We start from the raw sequence: 3,785 nt of genomic DNA on the forward strand, positions 1-3,785 counted from the left end.
TCCCTGTGGCTTTAAGCCACCTGAAGGGACGTTTAAGACTAAGACGTTGATAGGCTGGGTGTGTAAGTGCAGCGATGCATTGAGCTAACCAGTACTAATGACCCGAGAGGCTTAACCTTACAACACCAAAGGTGTTTTTGATTTGAGAGACAGGCTCGAGAGAGTAGATTTTCAGCGGAATGTTCCGGGATTGGTTCGTATGGCGGCGCGGGGTGAGCAACCCTGATGCGCTGCGGTACGGATGAAACAGAATTTGCCTGGCGGCACTAGCGCGGTGGTCCCACCTGACCCCATGCCGAACTCAGAAGTGAAACGCCGTAGCGCCGATGGTAGTGTGGGGTCTCCCCATGCGAGAGTAGGGAACTGCCAGGCATCAAATAAAGCGAAAAGCCCCGTACGAAAGTGCGGGGCTTTTCGCTATGGGGAATTTGAGTAATAAAAGAGGAGCAGTGCCTACTGTTTTTGCTGATTTTCCAGCCATCTGATGACAAACTTTCCAATCTCTTCTATCTCATTTATATTCAAGACGCTAATTGCCTTTGAAATATTCCCTGAAAAGCAATCGCAGGCTACCGCAACAACATGCTTATCAATTAACTGCTCCAGTGCTTTCCCTGTTCCTTCCCTGTGCAGGACGATTTTATCGATCTCTTCATGCTTAAAGCCCTCAACGAGAATCATATCCAGTTTATGGTAGTCAAAACGCGTTGCCAGATATTCAAGATTGAGCTGATCCTGCCCCGGCGTTTCAGTCATCAACGCCCACCGGCTATTACTGGCAACCATCGTCTGGTCTGCACCAGCTTTCCGTAACTCAAAGCTGTCTTTTCCTGGGGTATCAACATCTACTTCATGATGGGTATGTTTTATCAGGCCGGTTTTTATGCCCTGCTGACGCAGGTAAGGAATGAGTTGCTTCAGCAGTGTAGTTTTCCCTGTCCCGCTGTAAGCGACGATTCCAAGCAATGGAATTTGTGTGTTTCTCATCTTGAGAGATCCTGGTGACGGGTTTTCCAGAGAGCTACGTCTTCAGGCGTATTGAGATTGGAAAAGGCGGTGGCGTCACCGAACAATACTGATTTTGCCCCAATATTATCAAGAAAAATCATGAGCTTCCTGTCGCCATTATCAAGATATGCCGTCAGTGTCGGGATCAGACTCCGGTTTAACAGGCAAAGTGTCGGATGTTCACGCTCTGGGTCGCAGGCATATACAGCCTGTTGCCCTGCTGTGTTTGCTAAAAAAGCTTCAGTGAGATTTGCCGGGAAGTCTGGAACATCGCAGGGAACGAACAGTGCCCATTCTGTTTTGCTCACTGATAGTGCTGCAAGCATCCCGGCAAGGGGGCCGGAAAAATCCTGTATCTTGTCAGGGACTGTCCGCAAATTTCGGCCATACTGTTCCATATTCCTGTTACAGCTGATGAGGATCTCACCGACCTGCGGGCGTAACCTTTCAGCGATATGTTCAAATAAAGGCTTACCCTGGATTTCAATAAGCCCTTTATCTTGTCCCATTCTGCTCGATCGTCCGCCGGCTAAAATAACGCCGGTAATTTCATGCTTATCCATAATGTCCACTCACAAAACATCTATATTCCGTTTATTGTAACGTCTTACCATGAGGCCAGGCAGGTTTTAACTGGATCCCCCGTCAGCTTGTGCTTTCCCTCAAGAAATAACCCTGTTATTTTTAGGGTTTGTAACTGAGCTGAAAAGGAACATCATGAAAGAACATCGCGTAAATGAGTTGATTGAGCTGCTTCATCCTGCCTGGAAGGAAGATTCCGATCTTAATCTGGTGGAGTTTATCCAGAAGCTGGCGACAGAATGTGGTTATCAGGGCCCATTAGGCGAACTCAGTGATGACACACTAATTTATCATCTGAAAATGCGCGGAACTGACAGCACAACGGAAATCCCTGGCCTGAAGAAAGACTATGAGGATGACTTCAAAACTGCCATTTTACGTGCCCGTGGTGTGATTAAGGATTGATGTAAACTTATGTGAACTTCATGCGAACCGTGAAAAATAGATGATACTATTTCCTATTGTCACTATTCTGCGCGGCTAACCCGAATGAAGTTATGAACAATTCAGCTTTTAATTTTCAGGCATTGTCGCCGGATCTTATCCTTGATGCGTTAGAAAGTGTCGGGCTGATTGCTGAGTCCGGCCTCACTGCCTTAAACAGCTATGAAAACCGTGTCTATCAGTTTCTGGGAGAAGACAGAAAACGTTATGTGGTGAAGTTCTACCGGCCGGAGCGCTGGAGTGAAGAACAAATCCAGGAAGAGCATCAGTTTTGCCGTGATATGGCCGATGCTGAAATCCCTGCTATAGCCCCTCTTTCTATTAATGAAAATACGCTTCATCACTACCAGGGTTATATGTTCACCGTATTTCCGAGCGTCGGTGGTCGACAGTATGAAATTGATAATCTTGACCAACTCGAATGGGTAGGGCGTTTTCTTGGCCGTATTCATCAGGTTGGCAGTGAAAGTCTCTTCATTGCTCGTCCGACAGTTGGCCTCGATGAATATCTTTCCCGACCACGTGATGTCCTCGCGCAATGTCCTCTGATCCCCAAAAGCCTGCGAGAGCCTTTTTTATCTGTGACAGATAAATTGATCACCACGACCCGGGAATTCTGGCATACCGACTGGCAGCCTTTGCGCTTGCATGGGGACTGCCACCCCGGGAATATTCTCTGGCGAGATGGCCCGCTGTTTGTGGATATGGATGATGCCCGTAATGGCCCGGCAATTCAGGATCTCTGGATGTTGTTACATGGCGATGAAAGTGAGCAAAGGCTCCAGTTAGATACTTTGCTGGAAGCTTATGGCGAGTTCGCTGATCTTGATACCAGTGAACTGTCTTTGATTGAACCGCTACGTGCTATGCGCATGGTTTATTATCTGGCCTGGGTTGCCCGTCGTTGGGATGATCCTGCATTTCCTAAGAGCTTCCCCTGGATGCAGGACGAAGATTTTTGGCGAGGTCAGATAGCGGCTTTTATTGAGCAAATTAAGAAATTGCAGGCACCTCCTTTACGGCTGATGCCAATGTATTGAGTCACGATTAACGTTCAAAATTTAATTAAATGGAGATAGGCTTTCTATGAAAAAGATATTCCTGGCACTGGTTGGTATGGTTATGGCCTTCAGTGTATCTGCTGCGCAATTTTCTGATGGCGCGCAATACGTTACTCTCGATAAAACCGTAGCTAATGAGCCACAGGTACTTGAGTTCTTCTCATTTTATTGCCCGCACTGCTATCAGTTTGAACAAGTCTGGCATGTGTCTGACAGCATCCGTAAGAACCTGCCAAAAGATGTAAAATACACTAAATACCACGTTGAGTTCCTTGGTCCGTTAGGTAAACAACTAACACAGGCGTGGGCTGTGGCTATTGCTCTGGGTGTTGAAGATAAAGTTAGCCCGTTGATGTTTGATGCCGTACAAAAACAACAGTCTGTACAAAATGCTGATGATATCCGTAAAGTCTTTATTCAGGCTGGCGTGAAGGGCGAGGATTATGATGCTGCACTTAACAGCTTCGTCGTGAAATCACTGGTTGTTCAGCAGGAAAAAGCAGCTGCTGATTTGGGTCTGCAAGGCGTTCCTTCTGTATTTGTGAACGGCAAATATATGGTTAAAAATGACGGGCTTGATACCAGCTCACAGGATATGTACGTGAAACAATATTCTGATGTGATCAATTTCTTAGCGACTAAAAAATAACTATTCCTGAGCTTAGCGCCAGCCTTCGGGCTGGCGTTATA

5 protein-coding genes and 2 rRNA genes are annotated in these 3,785 nt (G+C 46.6%); 5 read left to right on the top strand and 2 right to left on the bottom strand.

Annotation, left to right across the window (positions count from 1 at the left end; translation table 11 throughout):
• Together J1785_RS02640 and rrf are read left to right on the top strand one after the other, a co-directional pair.
• A 23S ribosomal RNA gene (locus J1785_RS02640) occupies positions 1-119 on the top strand; the annotation flags it as partial.
• 137 nt (positions 120-256) lie between these two features.
• Positions 257-372 (top strand): 5S ribosomal RNA (gene rrf / locus J1785_RS02645).
• An 81-nt stretch (positions 373-453) separates the two neighbouring features.
• Here the strand turns inward: rrf and mobB are convergent.
• Complete coding sequence (gene mobB, locus J1785_RS02650; RefSeq protein WP_217218747.1) at positions 454-987, bottom strand: molybdopterin-guanine dinucleotide biosynthesis protein MobB; 534 nt, start codon at positions 985-987, stop codon at positions 454-456.
• On the bottom strand, positions 984-1,571 hold the full coding sequence (gene mobA / locus J1785_RS02655) for a molybdenum cofactor guanylyltransferase MobA (RefSeq protein WP_217218748.1): 588 nt from the start codon (positions 1,569-1,571) through the stop codon (positions 984-986). Before mobA ends, mobB begins: the two co-directional genes overlap by 4 nt.
• A 154-nt stretch (positions 1,572-1,725) precedes the next feature.
• Between mobA and J1785_RS02660 the strand changes: the two genes are divergently transcribed.
• From J1785_RS02660 to dsbA, 3 genes are all read left to right on the top strand, one after another.
• Positions 1,726-1,995, top strand: coding sequence for a YihD family protein (locus J1785_RS02660; protein WP_129955242.1), 270 nt, complete (start codon positions 1,726-1,728; stop codon positions 1,993-1,995).
• A gap of 92 nt (positions 1,996-2,087) precedes the next feature.
• Positions 2,088-3,074: a serine/threonine protein kinase gene (locus J1785_RS02665; RefSeq protein ID WP_129955243.1), complete on the top strand. Its 987-nt coding sequence runs from the start codon at positions 2,088-2,090 to the stop codon at positions 3,072-3,074.
• Positions 3,075-3,120: 46 nt separating this feature from the next.
• Positions 3,121-3,744 carry a thiol:disulfide interchange protein DsbA gene (dsbA, locus tag J1785_RS02670; RefSeq protein WP_129955244.1) on the top strand — a complete coding sequence of 208 codons (624 nt, stop codon included), beginning with the start codon at positions 3,121-3,123 and terminating at the stop codon, positions 3,742-3,744.
• Positions 3,745-3,785 lie beyond the last annotated feature (41 nt).

The sequence above is a fragment of the Rahnella perminowiae genome (assembly GCF_019049755.1).
Taxonomy (GTDB): domain Bacteria; phylum Pseudomonadota; class Gammaproteobacteria; order Enterobacterales; family Enterobacteriaceae; genus Rahnella; species Rahnella perminowiae.